The organism is Pedobacter sp. ok626 (assembly GCF_900100435.1).
Taxonomy (GTDB): Bacteria; Bacteroidota; Bacteroidia; order Sphingobacteriales; family Sphingobacteriaceae; genus Pedobacter.
In genome coordinates this window covers 92,826-111,471 of the sequence record NZ_FNEX01000005.1, presented here as the reverse complement: position 1 = coordinate 111,471, position 18,646 = coordinate 92,826, and the positions used below count along the sequence as shown (strand labels likewise).

Annotated in this window: 13 protein-coding genes; 7 read left to right on the top strand and 6 right to left on the bottom strand. The window is 39.4% G+C overall.

What is annotated here, in order from left to right; genetic code table 11:
• Positions 1 to 31: 31 nt before the first annotated feature.
• Together BLS35_RS08790 and BLS35_RS08785 are read right to left on the bottom strand one after the other, a co-directional pair.
• Positions 32 to 949, bottom strand: coding sequence for a glycoside hydrolase family 25 protein (locus BLS35_RS08790; RefSeq protein ID WP_090779942.1), 918 nt, complete (start codon positions 947 to 949; stop codon positions 32 to 34).
• A 157-nt stretch (positions 950 to 1,106) separates the two neighbouring features.
• Positions 1,107 to 2,477, bottom strand: a complete 1,371-nt coding sequence (locus tag BLS35_RS08785) for a dipeptidase (RefSeq protein ID WP_090779939.1) — start codon at positions 2,475 to 2,477, stop codon at positions 1,107 to 1,109.
• Between the two features lie 451 nt (positions 2,478 to 2,928).
• On the opposite strand from BLS35_RS08785, the gene BLS35_RS08780 reads away from it, so the two are divergent.
• From BLS35_RS08780 to murA, 3 genes are all read left to right on the top strand, one after another.
• A complete protein-coding gene (locus BLS35_RS08780) occupies positions 2,929 to 5,241 on the top strand; it encodes an ATP-dependent helicase (RefSeq protein WP_090779937.1) in 2,313 nt (770 codons plus the stop codon).
• Positions 5,242 to 5,450: 209 nt separating this feature from the next.
• Entirely contained in the window at positions 5,451 to 6,119 is a 669-nt protein-coding gene (locus BLS35_RS08775; protein ID WP_090779935.1) for a DUF4290 domain-containing protein, read from the top strand.
• A 36-nt stretch (positions 6,120 to 6,155) separates the two neighbouring features.
• Positions 6,156 to 7,481 carry a UDP-N-acetylglucosamine 1-carboxyvinyltransferase gene (murA, locus tag BLS35_RS08770; protein WP_090779933.1) on the top strand — a complete coding sequence of 442 codons (1,326 nt, stop codon included), beginning with the start codon at positions 6,156 to 6,158 and terminating at the stop codon, positions 7,479 to 7,481.
• A gap of 89 nt (positions 7,482 to 7,570) precedes the next feature.
• Here the strand turns inward: murA and BLS35_RS08765 are convergent, their stop codons facing one another.
• The 4 genes from BLS35_RS08765 to BLS35_RS08750 all read right to left on the bottom strand — a co-directional run bounded on the left by BLS35_RS08765 (position 7,571) and on the right by BLS35_RS08750 (position 12,042).
• Positions 7,571 to 8,932 (bottom strand): pyridoxal-phosphate dependent enzyme, encoded by a 1,362-nt coding sequence (locus BLS35_RS08765; RefSeq protein WP_090779930.1) that lies wholly within the window; start codon positions 8,930 to 8,932, stop codon positions 7,571 to 7,573.
• A gap of 152 nt (positions 8,933 to 9,084) precedes the next feature.
• The gene (gene dprA / locus BLS35_RS08760; protein ID WP_090779928.1) at positions 9,085 to 10,176 is read right to left on the bottom strand and encodes a DNA-processing protein DprA; all 1,092 of its coding nucleotides are present in this window, start codon (positions 10,174 to 10,176) and stop codon (positions 9,085 to 9,087) included.
• Positions 10,177 to 10,273: 97 nt separating this feature from the next.
• Positions 10,274 to 10,900 carry a 16S rRNA (guanine(527)-N(7))-methyltransferase RsmG gene (gene rsmG / locus BLS35_RS08755; protein WP_090779926.1) on the bottom strand — a complete coding sequence of 209 codons (627 nt, stop codon included), beginning with the start codon at positions 10,898 to 10,900 and terminating at the stop codon, positions 10,274 to 10,276.
• Entirely contained in the window at positions 10,897 to 12,042 is a 1,146-nt protein-coding gene (locus BLS35_RS08750; RefSeq protein WP_254778773.1) for a glycosyltransferase, read from the bottom strand. The genes rsmG and BLS35_RS08750 overlap by 4 nt, the downstream gene beginning before the upstream one ends.
• Positions 12,043 to 12,218: 176 nt before the next feature.
• Between BLS35_RS08750 and tgt the strand changes: the two genes are divergently transcribed.
• From tgt to BLS35_RS08730, 4 genes are all read left to right on the top strand, one after another.
• Positions 12,219 to 13,349 carry a tRNA guanosine(34) transglycosylase Tgt gene (gene tgt / locus BLS35_RS08745; RefSeq protein WP_090780390.1) on the top strand — a complete coding sequence of 377 codons (1,131 nt, stop codon included), beginning with the start codon at positions 12,219 to 12,221 and terminating at the stop codon, positions 13,347 to 13,349.
• Entirely contained in the window at positions 13,350 to 14,453 is a 1,104-nt protein-coding gene (locus BLS35_RS08740; protein ID WP_090779924.1) for an LptF/LptG family permease, read from the top strand. It begins immediately after the preceding gene.
• Positions 14,453 to 15,343 (top strand): DMT family transporter, encoded by an 891-nt coding sequence (locus BLS35_RS08735; RefSeq protein ID WP_090779922.1) that lies wholly within the window; start codon positions 14,453 to 14,455, stop codon positions 15,341 to 15,343. The genes BLS35_RS08740 and BLS35_RS08735 overlap by 1 nt, the downstream gene beginning before the upstream one ends.
• A gap of 470 nt (positions 15,344 to 15,813) precedes the next feature.
• Positions 15,814 to 18,624, top strand: a complete 2,811-nt coding sequence (locus BLS35_RS08730) for a TolB family protein (protein ID WP_090779920.1) — start codon at positions 15,814 to 15,816, stop codon at positions 18,622 to 18,624.
• Positions 18,625 to 18,646 lie beyond the last annotated feature (22 nt).

The window sequence follows — 18,646 nt, the reverse complement described above, 5'->3', positions numbered from 1 at the left end:
AACTATACAACTCAATTGCAATGCCACAAAACTACTTGATCAACAAGCGATCAAAAGCCAGACTATCTCCATTAAAAGCATTGAAATCTACTACGTGATTAATACCCGATATTTTCGCCTTATCAGAGTGCTGCCAAAAATGCCAATTCGTAGCCTTACTTACTTTTAACTTCGGCTGATGATAATGTGCAATCCATAAGGGATACTCATCAAAATGCCCTTGCAGATAATCCTTGTAAAAAGAAAGGCCTGTGTATATAATGGGCTTTACCCCTGTTTTCTTTTCTATATATTTTACAAATCCAGCAAGCTCAATACGCATTTTTGAGGCAGGAACATCGTTCAATTCCTCTATATCCACAACAGGTGGTAAATCCCCTCTTTCAAAACTAACGGTCTGGAGAAAGAACTTAGCTTGCCATTCTCCCGGTTTTTGAGGGCGAAAGAAATGGTAAGCGCCGCAAATCACACCTGCTTTTGGTGCTTCACGCCAATTGCGTTGAAAATATGGGTCTACTTGAAATAAGCCCTCAGTTGCCTTTATAAAAGCGAAATCTATCCTAACATCATCTTCCTGCATGGACTTTACTTTCTTCCAGTCTATCTTACCCTGATAATAAGAAACATCTATACCATGAATATTATACCCCTTAGGGATGCGAATATTAAAGCTACTATAACTGCGGTAATTGGGGTCTTCACCAATATCCTTAATCCAACTCCAGGTAGAACTGAACCCTTTAATCACATAGCCATAATAAAATGGGGAAAGTAGCACCAACACTACAGCAGCAATAAAAAACTTGACAGCTAGCGGCCAGGGCTTTTTCTTTACTACTTTTTTTCTTGGAGTAGCTTTTCTGCGAGGCCGGCCAGATGCATCGGACTCATAGGTTTGGCGGAAGGTAGGTTTTCTGGAAGTGGATGTTTTCTTAGGTGCTGGCGGCATGATGTCGCAAAAATACACCTTTCAGGTAGCCATCCAAAATAAAAACACCAATGTTCCTGATCGATCTTCCGATTCTATTTCTGAATCCGCGGAGAGCAGGAATATTGGTGTTTTTATAAAATTAAGCAAGCTGCTATTAATCAGCTTGCTCATTAAGCTATTTGCTCAATTCAGCAAAATACTTGTGGAACAAAGGCAAAGTCTCTATTCCTTTATAGTAGTTAAAAATATCGTATTTCTCGTTTGGCGAATGTAAAGCATCGCTATCTAAGCCGAAGCCGAAAAGGACAGATTTAATACCCAATGCGCTTTCAAATAGAGCAACAATAGGAATACTTCCACCACCGCGCGTAGGAATTGGTGCTTTACCAAAAGAATCTACAATAGCTTTTTCAGCCGCACGATAAGCAATACTATCTGTAGGCGTTACTACCGGTTCGCCACCATGATGAGCAGTAACCTTAACTTTTACATAATCAGGAGCAATGCTCTCGAAATGCTTGGTAAAGATTTCAGAAATCTCATCAGAAGTCTGGTTAGGTACCAAACGCATAGAAATCTTAGCATTAGCTTTAGAAGGAAGTACAGTTTTAGCACCTTCGCCAATATAACCACTCCAGATACCGTTAACCTCTAATGTAGGTCTGGTTCCTGTGCGTTCTAATGTCGAATAACCTTTTTCTCCCCACTCCGCATTGATATCTAAATCTTCTTTATACTCGTTTAAATCAAATGGAGCAGAATTCAAGGCCTTTTTTTCTGCCTCAGTCAATTCTACCACTTTATCATAAAATGCAGGAATAGTAATGTGATTGTTTTCGTCATGCAAAGAAGCAATCATCTTACACAAGATCGTTGCAGGATTTGCTACAGCGCCACCATATACGCCTGAATGTAAATCGCGGTTTGGACCAACAACCTCAACCTCCATATATGCTAAACCACGTAAACCAGTCTCAATAGATGGATTCTCCATGCTGATCATTGAAGTATCAGAGATTAAAACCACATCAGCTTTTAGACGATCAACATTTGCATTTACAAAAATGCCAAGGTTTGCAGAACCAACTTCCTCTTCACCTTCGATCATGAATTTCACGTTACACGCAAGGGTATTGGTTTTCATCATCAACTCAAAAGCTTTTACATGCATGTAAAATTGTCCTTTATCGTCACATGCACCACGCGCATAAATCTTTCCATCACGTACAGTCGGCTCAAATGGAGGTGTTTTCCATAACTCCAATGGATCTGCTGGTTGCACATCATAGTGTCCGTAAATTAAAACGGTAGGTAAGCTCGCATCAATGATTTTTTCGCCATAAACAATCGGATAACCTGCAGTTTCGCAGATTTCTACATGATCAGCACCCGCATCTTTTAGTTTCTGGGCTACAAAATCCGCAGTCTTAAGTACATCTGCTTTATATTTAGGATCGGCACTAACCGATGGGAAGCGCAACAATTCGAACAGCTCATCTAAAAAGCGTTGCTTGTTTTCTTCTACATATTTTTTGATTTCTTGCATAACAAATTAGTTTGGGCAAATATAATTTAAATATTTATAAAGGTACTTTTTGTATAAACATCGGTACGATAGGTTATAGCGGTTATACTTGATTAGTCTGCTCCTTTTTTGCATAAAATGATCTTACTAAATTTCCATTTTCTATCCCATTTTTTCCCCATTATAAAAAACAAGAGTTGATCACCAATAAGTTTCCTTACAGTTAACTCTATAAACGCGGCTCATACCCGGACATTAACCGGACGTTACCCGGACACTACCCGGCTGAGGCCGAGCAGTGTCCGGGTAACGTCCGTTAATATACAGTGAATTAAATTGCCTTTAGTTTTAATCAGATCGATACCTTCTAGTATTTTACCAACACATTCTATTAAACACACATAATTTCTTAAATTTGCAATTGTATAAGAATGTATCTATAAACAGCATACTTTAATATCAGGAACGGATTTTGGATTATTTAGCAGGTTTAAACCCCCAACAACGCGCAGCAGTAGAAAACACACAAGGCCCAGCAATGATCGTTGCCGGTGCAGGCTCCGGAAAAACAAGAGTAATCACCTATAGGGTGGCATATTTGATTGAGAAAGGAGTAGATCCTTTCAATATTCTTGTACTTACATTTACCAACAAAGCTTCGAAAGATATGCGTGAACGTATCATGAAAGTTGTTGGAGCCGAAGCTAAAAACATCTGGATGGGTACATTTCACTCTGTATTTTCCAAAATATTAAGAGTTGAAGCTGAAAAAATTGGCTATCCTTCCAATTTCACGATCTATGACTCAGACGACAGTAAAAGCCTGATCAGAGCCATTCTACGCGAAATGCAACTGGATGATAAACTATACAATGCAAACTTCGTATTCAACCGAATTTCATCAGCAAAAAACAACCTTGTTTCCTATACAGAGTACATGGAAAATACTGAAATTCAGGCGGAGGACATCAGCAATAAAAGACCTTTAATTGGTGTGATCTACGAAACCTACGCCAAACGTTGCTTTAAAGCTGGTGCTATGGACTTTGATGATTTGTTGTTTAAGACCAATATCTTGCTAAAAACGCATCCCGATGTATTAAACAAATACCAGCAGAAATTTAAATACCTGATGGTGGATGAGTATCAGGATACTAACTTTTCGCAATATACTATTGTTAAAAAGCTCGCTGCCGCTTATCAGAACATCTGTGTGGTGGGTGATGATGCGCAAAGTATCTATGCTTTTAGGGGTGCAAACATCCAGAATATATTGAACTTTGAACGTGATTATCCAGATTTGAAAGTATACAAACTGGAACAGAATTACCGTTCGACGCAGAACATCGTTAAAGTGGCCAATAGTATTATTGCCAACAACAAAAACCAATTAGAAAAGAACGTATTCTCAGACAATGAGAGCGGCGATAGGATCAAGGTTCAACGTGCATTTACCGACAACGAAGAAGGTAAAATTGTAGCTGATTCCATTGTTCAGGACCGTACAACTAAAGGTTATAACTACAATGATTTCGCCATCCTTTATAGAACAAATGCCCAATCAAGGGCTATGGAGGAGGCTTTAAGGAAACTGAATGTTCCTTATAAGATATATGGTGGACTATCATTCTACCAACGTAAAGAGATCAAGGATTTAATTGCCTATTTCAGGTTAACCTTTAATCCTGCTGATGAAGAAGCCATAAAAAGGGTGATCAATTACCCAAAAAGAGGGCTTGGAGATACCACAGTTGAGAAAATCAGTGTGGCAGCCGACCAGCACAACATCACCATGTGGCAGGTAATCTGTAACCCACAGCAATATATACCGGGTAGAATTGCCAATCAACTGAATGACTTTGCGGTAATGATTCAGAGCTTTGCAGCGGAATCAAGAAAACAAGATGCTTATGAAACAGCCTTATACATTGCACAGCATTCTGGTATTTTAAAAGAATTACACGCCGATCAATCTGAAGAAGGTCGCGGCAGACACGAAAACATACAGGAATTATTAAACGGTATTAAGGAATTTGGTGAGCGTGAGGACATCGAAGACCGCAGTCTGGCTGTTTTCATGCAAGACATTGCCTTATTAACGAATGACGATAAAAAAGACGATAAGGAGAAGGACACAGTTTCGTTAATGACGATACACTCTTCTAAAGGTCTGGAATTCAAGAACGTTTATGTGGTAGGATTGGAAGAAAACCTTTTCCCATCACAAATGTCACTCAATTCAAGAACTGACCTGGAAGAAGAGCGCAGGCTGTTTTATGTGGCGGTAACACGTGCAGAAAAGAAACTTACCCTCACCTACTCTACTTCACGTTATAGATGGGGAACCCTTACCAACTGCGAACCTAGTCGTTTCATCGATGAAATTGATGCCCGTTTCCTTGAAATTGAGGTCGTAAAACCAGCCAAAAGCACGCTGGGTGAAAATAGTTTTAACGATGAGCGACGCACCTGGACACAGCAACGTGATACTTTCACTAAGCCAAAACCAAGTATGTCATCTCCTGCTGGAACGACAACCTCCCCTGCTCAAAGACCAAAAACAACCTCAATGCTTCCTAAAGCACACGTGCCTACACCAGGTTTTGCACCTGATGCAGCAAATGCTTTCCAAAATGGCATGGATGTGGAACATGAAAAGTTTGGTTTCGGCAAAATCATCAGTCTGGAAGGCACTTTACCAGATGTAAAAGCGACCGTATTTTTCCAAGGTCTGGGTAACAAGCAATTGTTATTAAAATTTGCTAAGTTGCGAATTGTTAAATAACCCTTATATTTACAGGACTTACGGAGCCTATAAGGCTCCGTAATAATTAAAAAACTGATATATAATATATATAAACCGGCCATTTGGCGTTATTTCTTTAATAACTGTGTCGGTTATAAATGCGTCTGAAACATAAAATAGACGCGCATACTAAGCACCCCCAATGAATCAGAGCATTAAGAAATTAAAATATTAACGAAAACATATAAATGAATTTCGAGTATAACACCACAAGAAACGAGTTGATTTTAGCCGAATATGGCCGTAATGTACAAAACATGGTAAAGTACATTATTGAACTTCCAGATCTTGAAGAACGTAATAAATACGCCCAGGCAGTAATTGATCTAATGGGCTTTTTAAACCCTCATTTACGCGATGTAGCAGATTTCAAGCACAAGCTTTGGGATCATTTGCACATCATTTCGGGTTATAAAATTGATGTAGACTGTCCTTACCCTAAGCCTACTCCTGAAGATGCATTGGTAAAACCTCAACATATTGGCTATCCTCAACAAAAAATCACCTATAAACACTACGGTAAAACGGTGGAAACGATGATTGAAAAAGCCAAAGCCGTTGAAGAACCCGAACGTAGAGCAGCAATGGTACAGGGAATAGCCAATTTTATGAAAATGGCTTATGTAACCTGGAACAAAGACAGTGTTGCAGATGAGACCATCCTAAAAAACCTTCGCGAACTATCTGGAGGCCAATTAGAACTGGACGAGAACATTAACTTAAATAAAGTTGAGTTTAAACCACAAGTTGCACGACCTACAAATAACAACAGAGGTAGACAAAACAACAATAAAGGCAGACAAAACAACAATAATCGTCCTGCCCGCAACAATAACAACCCTAAACAGCGACACTAATCTTACCAGTTTTTATCCATACATCTTACGAATAACATGAACGCATTTGAAATAATTGGCGGTAAGAAATTAAAGGGTGAAATTCATCCTCAAGGTGCAAAGAATGAAGCACTACAAATCATAGCTGCCGTTTTATTAACCGATCAGAAAATTACCATCAGCAACATCCCAGACATTAAGGATGTTAATAAACTTATTGAACTGCTGGGAGATATGGGCGTTACTATTGAGCGCCTGAACAAAGACACTTATACATTTGAAGCTAAAGACATCAACCTTGAATTTTTTCAATCGGATATATTTAAGGCTAAAGGTGGTGGTTTAAGAGGATCAATTATGATCGTTGGCCCACTCTTAGGACGTTTTGGAAAAGCAGCCATCCCTAAACCGGGAGGTGATAAAATTGGTCGCAGAAGATTAGATACACACTTTATCGGCTTTGAAAAACTAGGTGCAAAATTTGTGTACGACAGTAAAAAAGAGTTCTTTAATGTAGATGCAACGAACTTAACTGGTGCATATATACTATTAGATGAAGCTTCTGTAACTGGTACAGCCAACATTGTAATGGCCGCTGTACTTGCCAAAGGAACTACGACCATTTACAATGCGGCTTGTGAGCCATATCTACAACAGTTATGTAAAATGCTGAACCGCATGGGGGCTAAAATCTCTGGTGTTGGCTCTAACCTACTAACCATTGAAGGTGTTAAAAAACTGGGTGGAACTGAGCACAGAATGCTTCCAGACATGATTGAAATTGGCTCATTTATTGGCTTAGCGGCTATGACTGAGTCTGAAATCACCATTAAAAATGTTTGTTATTCAGAGCTTGGTGTAATTCCTGATGTATTTAAAAAATTAGGGATCAAATTTGAATTAAGAGGTGACGATATTTTTATCCCTTCTCAGAAACACTATGTAATTGAGTCATTTATAGATGGTTCAATGCTAACGATTGCAGATTCACCTTGGCCAGGCTTTACTCCAGATCTACTGAGCATCGTCCTTGTAGTAGCTACACAAGCTAGAGGAAATGTATTGATTCACCAGAAAATGTTTGAAAGCAGGTTATTCTTTGTAGACAAACTGATCGATATGGGCGCACAAATCATTCTTTGTGATCCACACCGCGCTTCTGTGAATGGTATCGATAAAAAATATAAATTAAGAGGTATCAGTATGACCTCTCCAGATATCCGTGCAGGAGTTTCATTGCTTATCGCAGCATTATCTGCTGAGGGAAAATCAACTATCTTCAATATCGAACAGATTGAGCGCGGCTATCAAGATATTGACACCCGCTTACGTGCCCTTGGCGCAGATATTAAGCGGGTAGAAGCATCCGCACCAACACATTAAAATCAATCCAACAGGATTGTATATAACTGAAAAAGCCACAAATATTTGTGGCTTTTTTGGTTTATGAACTCCGTTCCGGATGCTAAAAATTAACCCGAAATGGCGTTAATAATATCATACTGTGTGATGATTTCAATTTTTCCTTGCTCATCTTCAACCAAAACCGCAGTATTCTCTTTATTGATTAAAGAAGAAATCCGGTCAATCGAAGTATTCAGATCTACAAATGGAAATCCAGTCGACATGATCTGCTGAACTGGAGCAGATTTTAAAGAAGGATTTTCCAATAATGCTTTCAAGATGTCACTTTCGGCCAATTTACCGATCACCATACCTTTTTGGGTAACAGGTATTTGTGAGATCTTCAATGTACTCATGCTATTAAAAGCATCATGAATCGTTTTCTCACAATCAATCGTAACGATCTCTGTACTATCCTTCTTCGCAATGATAGCGCGTGCTGTAAGCTTCTCGTCTTTAAGGAAACCACGCTCTCTTAACCAGTCCTCATTGTACATTTTACCCATATAGCGGCTTCCATGGTCATGAAAGATCACAACAACCACATCTTCAGGCTTTAACTTATCTTTTAACTGCAACAATCCAGCGATAGCAGAACCGGCAGAGTTACCTACAAAGATTCCCTCTTTACGCGCAATCTCGCGTGTCATCAAAGCCGCATCCTTATCTGTTACCTTTTCAAACAGGTCTATGATATCGAAATCAACGTTTTTCGGAAGAAAATCCTCACCAATACCCTCGGTGATGTACGGATAAATCTCATTTTTATCTAAAATACCGGTCTCTTTATACTTCTTAAATACCGATCCATAGGTATCAATACCCCAAATTTTTATGTTCGGATTCTGCTCTCTTAAATATTTTCCAGTGCCAGAAATGGTGCCACCAGTACCTACACCAACTACAAGGTGCGTGATTTTTCCTTCAGTTTGTTTCCAAATCTCCGGTCCAGTCTGCTCATAATGCGCTAAAGAATTATCTAAATTATCGTACTGATTAGGCTTCCATGAGTTTGGAACTTCACGCTCCAGGCGCGAAGATACCGAGTAATAAGAACGTGGATCTTCCGGCTCTACGTTAGTAGGACAGACAATTACCTCGGCACCAAAGGCACGCAATGCATCAACTTTCTCTTTGGATTGCTTATCCGTAGTTGTAAAAATACATTTGTAACCTTTAATAATGGCCACCATGGCGAGTCCCATACCAGTATTTCCAGAGGTGCCCTCTATAATTGTACCACCCGGTTTAAGTTTTCCGCTCTTTTCAGCCTCTTCTATCATCTTCAAAGCCATCCTGTCTTTTATAGAATTACCAGGGTTGGTTGTTTCGACTTTAGCTAGTACTGTAGCGGAAATCTCTTTAGTAATGTTATTCAATTTTACCAGCGGCGTATTGCCAATGGTTTCTAAAATATTGTTATACCACATGATGCAAAAATACGGATAGAAGATTAGAATTTTACACATAAACAAACATTCACTATATAATGTTGAATTATCAAGATAAACAAAATAACATTTTAATCTAGTATTCCAATAGACTTACAAACCAACGTTAATAATGCGGAACATAAAATATCTTAATTCAGCTTATAGACTTTACCCGGTAAGGAAATCAAAATCCCCTGCATTTCAAGTCCCAATAAGAGCATAGCCAACTTACTTTGGTTAATACTTAAACGGAGCGCCAGTTCGTCGATACGTAGGGATGAGCCCTGCAAAAGCGAGACTACCTTTTGCTCATCCTTAGAAAGTTTTATTGATAATTGTGTCTGTACCCCTTCTTTTTCAGGCAGTACATCATCCCAACCCAGGTAGTAAATTAGATCTTTTGCATGATGGATTAAGGCCGCCCTATTAGTTTTGATCAGGAAGTTGCAACCTTCAGAAAATGGATCAGTTGTCCGGCCGGGAAATGCATACACATCTCTATTGTAAGAATTTGCAATATCTGCAGTAATCAAAGCCCCACCCTTTCCTGTAGCTTCTACCACCACTGTAGCGTCAGAGAGCCCTGCAATAATGCGGTTTCTTTTAGGAAAATTCTCCTTATCAGGATTAGTATTTGGCAGAAACTCAGTCAGCAAACCACCATTTAAAGCCATTCTGCGGGCCAAGGGCTTATGCAAAGCGGGGTAAATCCGGTCTAAACCATGTGCCATTACTCCCACCGTAGGAATATTTTGCTCCAGGCTTTCCTTATGCGAGGCCACATCGATCCCATAAGCCAGTCCACTCACGATGATCACATTATAAGGCGCGAGTGTTTCAGCGAGCTGCTGACACAGTTGTCTACCATAAGCTGTGGCCTTTCTTGTACCAACTACACTAATAATCCGAGGATGGTTTAAATCTGCATTACCTTTATAATAGAGCAGAACAGGTGCATCATGGCAGTTTTTCAATCGCTGAGGATACTCATCATCTGTGTAAAAAAGGACTTTTACACGATGCTTTTTAATGAAAGCGAGTTCCTTTTCAGCCTGAAATAAAGCATCGCTTTGCAAAATTAGATTCGCAATGATCTCGCCTATACCATTAATTGCGATTAATTGCTGCTTATTGGCTTTAAAAACAGCTTCGGCAGAACCAAAATGATCAAGTAATTTTTTAGCATGGATATCCCCTACACTTTTAATAAGCGTAAGGGCAATTTTATGGATTAGACTCATGGGCTAACTTATACAATTAGCCCTAAAGCATCCACACTTTAGATCTGATATTTTAAAAAAATGGAATTAATTGATCAGTAAAACCAGAAATAAATACTTACTGAGGGATATAAACCACGTATTTAGTTTCAAAAAACTCTTCCTCAAAGTAGGCTGAAAGCGGATATAGCTCTGCTTTTAATTTTGATTCAGCAATTTCCTCAGCCAAATCCCCTCCTTTTAAGTAAAGAATCCCGTTTTGAATGGAATTTTTAGACTCCTTATTAAACTTACCTTGTATCCATGGATAGAAATCAATAAGTCTCGTTACCGCTCTTGAAACCACAAAATCGTATTTATCAATCACTTGCTCAGCCCTTAAATGGCTAGCTGTAACGTTCTTTAAGCCCAGAGCCCAGGCTACTTCAGCAACAACCTTAATCTTCTTACCTATTGAATCGACTAGATGAAACTCCGTTTCCGGAAATAAAATAGCCAATGGAATTCCTGGAAAACCACCACCTGTACCCACATCCAGAACCGTTGTTCCTGGCTTAAAAGTGCAAAACTTGGCAATTCCCAATGAATGCAAAATATGGCGTTCGTAAAGCTCATCAATATCTTTTCTGGAAATCACATTGATTTGTGCATTCCAAAAGCTGTATAAATCATACAACTGATCAAACTGAGCAATCTGCTGTTCAGTTAAGTCTTTAAAGTATTTCTGTATTAACGTTGATTTCATTTCCACTGAACTTTTTTAACAAATATAGATAGAATGCCATTAAACACTAAAAAAATGAATAATAGCATGTCTAAAATCGGGAACCACCACCTTAAATCACCATAATTTAGTCGCTTCAAGATACGTGGATAAACAAAACATCTGATGATAATACTCAGTGCCAGCACCCCTAAAGCTGGATAAAGCGTTGTCTTAAAACACATCGATAACACTAAGGTAACATAAAATAAGAATTGTATAATAATCTGTGCAGACAAAATGAACTTATGCTTCCGTTTATAAAATTTACCTGCACCAAAATGACGTTTCTTTTGTTTCAAATAAGCACCAAAGCTGGTATTTGGCTCAGACCAAACCTGTGCATCCTTATGAATAGATATAGCCGTATTGCCATTATGGGCATGAGCATTTACAAAAAGGTCATCATCTCCAGAAGGAATATGCATGTGTGCAGCAAAACCTTTATTGTTAAAAAACAGTGATTTTTTATAAGCCATATTCCGGCCAACCCCCATATAAGGCATACCTTTTATAGCATAAGATAGATAATTTACAGCCGTAAAAAAGGTTTCAAAACGAATTAAAGCATTTAAAATCCCTTTTTTCTTCAAATATGGAGAGTAACCGAGCACGATTTCTACACCATTATCATCTGGTTGCTGCATACCAAGTAACCATTTCGAAGAAGCTGGCATACAATCCGCGTCCGTAAAAACCAACCACTCATGAGCAGCAGCTTTTATTCCCATCGTTACGGCAAATTTCTTACCCGCAATAAATTTACTCCCCTCGTTAACTGTTACGATTTTAAGGTGCTGATACTGCTTTGCGAATGCCTCCAGTATGTCTCTTGTCCCATCCCAAGACCTATCATTTACAACAACAACCTCAAAATCAGGATAGTCCTGCTCAAGTACTATAGGTAAATACTTGGTCAGATTCTCAGCCTCATTACGAGCACAAATCACCACACTTAAAGGTTTTTTACCAGTTTCAGGTATGGGGGCGACTTTTACAAGCGCCAATTTAAGGTGCACAAATAAGCTAAAATACAACTGTATCAGAAAACAAAAAACTAAGATACCGAACAGGCAATATGCTAAGCGCTCAACTAATGCGCCCTCTATAAAGGTTAATTCCACGACGTAATTTTGATGCAGCCAAATTTCTGATTTTTAATCTGTAATGTTCCTTTATGTTGATAAAAAATTTAACCCATAAATAGCTTGTTTTTTGCTATTTTTGCGCAGATTTTTTGAATGCCTTAAAATCATCATTTTTTACTGATGAGGCTCAAAAAAGCAATAAACACATAAAGATGAAATTTAATTTAGAAGCGAAGGATATACATTCGAAGGCAAGAGCAGGAACAGTTACAACAGATCATGGCGACATACAAACCCCCATTTTCATGCCTGTGGGAACTGCTGGAACAGTTAAATCAATTAACCAACAGCAATTAAAGAATGACATCAACGCTCAAATCATCTTAGGCAATACCTACCATTTATATTTAAGACCCGGACTTGACATCCTTGAAAAAGGCGGTGGTCTACATAAATTTATTGGATGGGACAGACCAATTCTTACCGATAGCGGCGGCTATCAAGTGTATTCTTTAAGTAAAGTTCGCAAAATTAAAGAGGAAGGCGTGACTTTTCGATCGCATATTGACGGATCAAAACACCTTTTTACACCGGAATATGCAATGGATATTCAACGTACCATTGGGGCCGACATCATCATGGCCTTCGATGAATGTACACCATATCCATGTGATTACAAATACGCAGCAAACTCTATCAACATGACGCACCGCTGGTTAAAGCGCTGCTGCAATCGTTTTGATACTACCGAACCAAAATACGGTTTCAACCAGACCTTATTCCCTATTGTACAGGGCTCTGTATATAAAGATCTAAGGATGAAATCTGCAGAGTTTATCGCTTCAATGGACCGCGAGGGTAATGCCATTGGCGGACTATCTGTAGGCGAGCCTGCAGAAGAAATGTACGGAATGACTGAGGTAGTTTGTAATATACTACCTGAAGAAAAACCGCGTTACCTAATGGGTGTAGGTACACCAATAAATATATTAGAGAACATTGCGCTTGGTGTAGACATGTTTGACTGTGTAATGCCAACTAGGAATGCCAGAAATGGGATGCTATTTACAAAAAATGGTATCATCAATATCGGCAATAAAAAGTGGGCAGATGACTTCTCTCCAATTGAAGCTGACAGTGATTTGATTGCCGATCAAGTGTATTCTAAAGCCTATTTAAGACACTTAATGCACTCAAAAGAGATGCTTGGTGCACAAATAGCTACCTTACACAATCTGCATTTTTACCTGTGGTTGGTTAAAACAGCCCGCGAGAAGATCATTAGTGGTGAATTTTACGCATGGAAGAACAAAATGGTTACTATCTTAGGTAATAAATTATAAATGAACTTTATCAAAGACAGGATCAAAATTCTCGACTGGTACATCATCAGCAAATACCTGGGTACATTTCTATATACCCTAACTTTATTTGTTGTAATCATCGTTATTTTTGATTTATCTGAGAAACTGGACGACTTTTTAAGCTCCAACCTTAGCTTCTGGCAGGTTATATCGCTGTATTATGCGGGCTCTATCCCTTATTATGTGAACATGCTTTCGCCCCTGATCAACTTCATTGCCGTTATATTCTTTACCGCAAAGATGGCCGATCAGACGGAAATCGTACCTATTTTGAGTGGAGGAGTGAGCTTTAATCGCTTCCTAATGCCTTATTTTGTATCTGCATTTATCATATTTACATTCAATTTAGCATCCAATTTATACATCCTACCCTATACCAATCAGCTTAAAAACAACTTCGAAAACACATACGTAAAGAAGAACGATCCATCTAGTAAGAGTAATATCCACATGAAACTGGACAACAACACTTATATATATATGGACAACTTTGACAACAAGAGCAAAACAGGCACTCGCTTCTCTCTAGACAACTTTAAAGGCGATGTATTGACTAAGAAGCTGATTGCAGATGAAATCAAATGGGACTCTTTAAAACGCTCCTGGAAGCTAACCAACTACTCTATACGATATGTTAATGGACTAAAAGAAACGTTTGTAAGCGGTGCTTCCATGACTAAAGATACAGTACTGGATATGCGTCCTGATGACTTCTCTGCTTATGATAACATCTTCGAAAACCTTACAAATAAAGAGCTTTCAGAGAAGATTAGAAAAGAGAAAATCAGAGGATCGGGCATATGGAACGATTTATTGTTTGAGCAATACAAACGTTATTTACACCCCTTATCAGCCTTCGTTTTAACCCTTATTGGTGTTGCACTATCATCCAGAAAGGTACGCGGAGGCGTTGGACTACCCCTTGGAATAGGTATAATATTAAGCTTTGGATATATTGTATTTAACCAATTCGCAAAAATGTTTTCACTAAAAGGCGGCGTTCCGCCCCTCTTAGCGGTACTAATGCCCACCATATGCTTCGGTTTATTGGGCTACTATCTACTTCGAAAAGCACCAAAATAATGACAAAACTACCTGTAAGCCCAAACAAAAACCTGCTGATTTTACACTTCACAGTATTCATATGGGGCTTTACAGGTATCCTTGGGGCATTAATCTCTGTTAGCGCTGTACAAATGGTGTGGTATAGAGTTTTAATTGCCAGCATCTCCCTTTTCATTTACTTTAAACTGAGCAAAACAAGCCTTATAATCACCAAAAAGCAGTTTTTACAGTTCTTTTTCACCGGAAGCATTGTTGCACTACACTGGATTCTTTTCTTTCAATCCATCAAGGTTTCAACTGTTTCTGTTACCCTGGTATGCCTATCTTCCTTTACCCTTTTTACAGCTATTTTAGAGCCTCTGATCAAAAAACAAAGGATGCAGGTAGCCGATATTGTCATCGGTTTAATCATTATTCTGGGCATCTATCTCATCTTTAAATTCGAATCTAAGTATACTGAAGGTATCATTTTCGGTCTTTCAGCGGCCCTTGCATCGAGTCTTTTCGGAACAATAAACTCTACACTGGTACAAAAAAGCAACCCACTTGTCATCAGTTTTTATGAGATTGCAGGGGCGTTTTTCTGGATCAGTTTATATCGCGTATTCGATCAAAGTCTCTTCGCAGAGCGGTTCAATTTAAGTGCTAGCGACTGGCTTTACCTAAGCTTATTGGGCACGGTCTGCACCGCCCTTGCATACGTTGCCGGCGTCTCTGTGATGCGAACAATATCCGCTTTTAACGTTGCCCTCATCACCAATCTTGAGCCCGTATACGGCATCCTTTTAGCCTTCCTTTTCTTTGGTACAAAAGAGACCATGTCGATCGGATTTTACCTTGGCGCCATCATTATTTTAGGGGCAGTATTCTTGTACCCGGTTTACAGAAAATACAGAAATCAACACTAATTTTTTTTGTCTTTTAACCCATAGGGTAGGGGAGAAATATTGCGTCCAAAAGACAGCGATCCAGCTGCCAAAAAACGAATCAACAGGCCTTCTGAAAAGCACCTATTACAGCCCTTCAAACGATCGGTTTTATGACAGAAACACGTCTCATTTTTCCAACCTACACTAGCAACAAAAACATCTTTTCTGTATACAGAATCAAAAGCTGCAGCAGAAATTTAATTTTATTTACCAGGTAAATAGTGTACCTTAACCTCGGGTTTAAGGGCCACATCAACGCAATAGCAAAAACACAGAAAAACCTTTAAAATCCATAAAAATAACGACCAAAACAGACCAACAACACAAAAACAATAAACAAATTAAACAACTGAATATCAATAATAAAAATAACATCAGTTAAAATAAAACATAATATAAAATCAAGCTTAAAAATTTTAAAATACTAATTATTTTAGCAAACACAAAAAATGAAGCGAAATAAACTATATAAATCACTGATAATCAAAATTAAAACAACCGCAATATTAAGTTTAATTTCACATTCAGTTTTCTCACAGATTTTCAACGAAGAGCAAAACCCACTTAGTGTAAAATGGCGCCAAATAAATGCCGCCGGCTTTAAAGTGATCTATCCTGCGGAGATGGAAAAAGAAGCACAAAGAATGGCCAACACCCTTCCCTACATTTATCCTTATGTAGGCGGCAGCTTGGGCGTAAAAAAAACGAGCATTCCAGTGCTCCTTCAAAACCAGGGAGTGATCGCAAATGGCTTCGTTCAGCTCGGACCAAAAAAGTCAGAATTTTACACAACCCCGCCCCAGCAATTCGACAGTCAAGACTGGCTAAACAACCTCGCCGTTCACGAACTTAGACACGTTGCTCAGTTCGACAAATTGACCGGCGGCAAGGCCCACCCTTTTCCAGAATTAGTTTACTTTGGTTGGTTCGGAGCAAGCCTCCCAATTTGGTTTTTTGAAGGCGACGCAGTGACAACTGAAACTGCCCTAACAAAGGCCGGTCGCGGAAGGCAACCTTCATGGATCATGCCTTACAGAGCAAGCCTACTCGAAGGAAAAAAAATCTCCTACAGCAAAGCAAGTTTTGGTTCAAACAAAGACATCACTCCCGGCTACTACCAATTCGGCTACCTGATGTCATCCATCATCAGGACCGAGCAAGGAAAAGATATCTTCGATGAGGTGCTAACGGATATACGGAAACGCCCGGTTCGCCTCTACCCTTTTTCGAACTCACTAAAAAAATTCACAGGTAAGGGAAGTCACAAATGGTTTGAACAAACGACAGCAACACTTAAAAAAAAATGGACCGACCAAGCGGCCGCGACACCGAGCAAAAACTACGAGTCATTAACCAAACCAGCCAAGTACGCCACCAACTATTTTTTACCAGTCAAATTAAGCGACAACAGCATATTAACTTTAAAGCAAAGTAAGACCGAAGTTCCACACCTCGCTTTGATCGACAGCAACCACAAGGAAACTCACCTACTGGACATCGGCTACCAGGAACAGCCATGGTTCAGTTATGCCAACGGACTTATCGTTTGGGACGAGGTCAGATACGATCCACGCTATCGTCAGCGCAGTTATAGCGTCATCTGCAGTTACGACCTGAAAACTAAAAAAGTAAAAAAGCTGAGTTCAAAAACCAGATTCTTCTCACCATCACTTTCGGCCGATGGAAAAAAAATAGTAATAGTAAAGTTCGATTTGAACAATCAATGCAACCTGGTTGAGCTAAATGCCCAAAACGGGGATCTGCTATTTACCTACCCTAACCCACAAAACCTAATTCTGCAAACGCCATCTTTTGGCGCTAGTGGAAATACGGTAGCCTACATCGCCGTTAGTGAAAAAGGCAAAACCCTAAACACAATCAACAGAACCGGACAAACCGAGGAACTCATCGCTCCTACGCAACAGCAATTATCAAGGCCGATATTCATTAATCAGCAGATCGCATTTAACGCGCATTACAGCGGACTTGACAACATTTACAGCATAGATATCAAAACAAAAAAAATAAGCGCTCTGAGCGAAGCAAAATACGGCGCATTCAATCCATCTTTTCCAAAAGGGGCAGCCACTGTTCTCTTCAACAATTTCAAACAGACGGGTTACGACATTGCCGAAACTCGCATAAATCCGGAAGAGCCCGGTAAAAACAATTTTGTCTACTTTGGCGCGGCAGCAGAAAAACAGGAGCACACGGGAAATGTATTTTCCAAAATTCCAGATAGCACCTACGCTTCCAAACCTTACCGCACATTTGGTGACATGATCAACGTGCACAGCATTAGCCCAGTGATTGAAGATGAATACCGTGGTGGATTACAATTCGATTCAGACAATCTACTCAATACCCTTAACGCTTTCGCCGGCGCCGAATACTACAGAGACCTGAACCGATTTGAGTACAATGCAGGCATTGTGCTTAAAAGTTTTTACCCGGTGATTAGCGCCACCTACAGGAACAGACCCAGAAGAACTTTCTACAACAGCAACAAAGGCGTTATGCAAGGCGATTGGAGAGAGAACAACATCCAAGTCCAGGCAATGCTTCCAATTAGCTTAAACACGCTCGGAGACACCTACAGTTTTTCATTAAGGACGGCAACCAGCTACACCAAGCGCTACATGGGAGAAAATATGCCATTGAATTACATCACCAACCTTAAGTTCCCAATGGAATACGGCTTCTCTTTTGTACACTCTATGCGTCAAGCCGACCGTGACCTTGCACCAAAATGGGCACAAACGTTAAGCCTAACTTACCTTCACCAACCATTCGACAATGCACTAGACGGTCAACTATTTGCGATAGGAACATCTTTCTATTTTCCCGGGTTGTTAAAAAACCATTCTTTTATGGCCAGCTTCAACTACCAAAACACGAGCGGCGTAAGAAGGTACGACAACGAGATAAGTGCAGTTTACGGGTACAACAACATCAGAGCCCGAAACTTTTTAAAAAACACCCTACTTTTCAATTACAGATTCCCGTTTGCTTTTCCTGATGCCGAAGTAGGTCCGCTCGCTTACATCAGAAATGTGCGTGGTGGTCTATTTTGCCATTATGAAAATCTGGGCATCGACACAAATATTGGGGAACCTAAAACTTATGGCTTCGAACTTCGCAGCAGCATGAACCTGCTCCGCTACCAACCCATTATTGACGTAGGTACTAGATTTGTCTTCGTAAACAAAATTTACAACCAAAATCCTATCTTAGAATTAATTTTAAACTACAGCTTTTAATCATGCGCACAAAAACCATTTT

What these genes read in the sequence shown, in the direction of transcription:
- BLS35_RS08730 (WP_090779920.1), top strand. Translation starts at nt 15,814, where the DNA reads ATGAAGCGAAATAAACTATATAAATCACTGATAATCAAAATTAAAACA.
- BLS35_RS08765 (WP_090779930.1), bottom strand. Translation starts at nt 8,932, where the DNA reads ATGTGGTATAACAATATTTTAGAAACCATTGGCAATACGCCGCTGGTA.
- BLS35_RS08775 (WP_090779935.1), top strand. Translation starts at nt 5,451, where the DNA reads ATGAATTTCGAGTATAACACCACAAGAAACGAGTTGATTTTAGCCGAA.
- dprA (WP_090779928.1), bottom strand. Translation starts at nt 10,176, where the DNA reads ATGAGTCTAATCCATAAAATTGCCCTTACGCTTATTAAAAGTGTAGGG.
- BLS35_RS08785 (WP_090779939.1), bottom strand. Translation starts at nt 2,477, where the DNA reads ATGCAAGAAATCAAAAAATATGTAGAAGAAAACAAGCAACGCTTTTTA.
- BLS35_RS08740 (WP_090779924.1), top strand. Translation starts at nt 13,350, where the DNA reads ATGAACTTTATCAAAGACAGGATCAAAATTCTCGACTGGTACATCATC.
- tgt (WP_090780390.1), top strand. Translation starts at nt 12,219, where the DNA reads ATGAAATTTAATTTAGAAGCGAAGGATATACATTCGAAGGCAAGAGCA.
- rsmG (WP_090779926.1), bottom strand. Translation starts at nt 10,900, where the DNA reads ATGAAATCAACGTTAATACAGAAATACTTTAAAGACTTAACTGAACAG.
- BLS35_RS08735 (WP_090779922.1), top strand. Translation starts at nt 14,453, where the DNA reads ATGACAAAACTACCTGTAAGCCCAAACAAAAACCTGCTGATTTTACAC.
- murA (WP_090779933.1), top strand. Translation starts at nt 6,156, where the DNA reads ATGAACGCATTTGAAATAATTGGCGGTAAGAAATTAAAGGGTGAAATT.
- BLS35_RS08790 (WP_090779942.1), bottom strand. Translation starts at nt 949, where the DNA reads ATGCCGCCAGCACCTAAGAAAACATCCACTTCCAGAAAACCTACCTTC.